The sequence below is a fragment of the Knoellia aerolata DSM 18566 genome, from assembly GCF_000768695.1.
Taxonomy (GTDB): domain Bacteria; phylum Actinomycetota; class Actinomycetes; order Actinomycetales; family Dermatophilaceae; genus Knoellia; species Knoellia aerolata.
The window spans coordinates 1-411 of sequence record NZ_AVPL01000188.1 but is presented as its reverse complement, the minus strand read 5'-3'; the positions used below and the strand labels follow the sequence as shown (position 1 = coordinate 411).

1 pseudogene is annotated in these 411 nt (G+C 64.7%); it reads left to right on the top strand.

Annotated features, from left to right (window positions below):
* Window positions 1-411: pseudogene (locus N801_RS22265) on the top strand (hypothetical protein); the annotation flags it as partial.

The following is a 411-nucleotide window of genomic DNA, read 5'->3' as shown; positions in this document are numbered from 1 at the left end:
TGCAGACCTATCTGTTTATTCTCAGCGCCGCGCTGTTCGTGCCGGCGGTGCTGGCCACCGGCGCCGTGCCCTATCTGAATACCGCACTGGGCACCTCATTCGACGCCTCCACCGCCGGCATGATCACCGTGCTGATCGGCGGCGCCTGCGCCATTTTCAACATCAAGGCCAACGCCCTGCTGACCGGCGCCTTTCTGGTGGTGGAAGTGGCGGTGCTGGCGCTGATCGCCTGGCTCGGTTTCAGCCATCCGCATCAAAGCGCAGAGATCCTCACCGCGCCGGTGATGCTGGACGCGCAAGGCAACCTGGCGCCGGTTTCGCTGCCGCTGATCGTCGCCATGGTCGGGGTCGCGCTGTTCTCCTACAACGGCTACGGCGCAGCGGTGTACATGGCGGAAGACATGCGCGAAC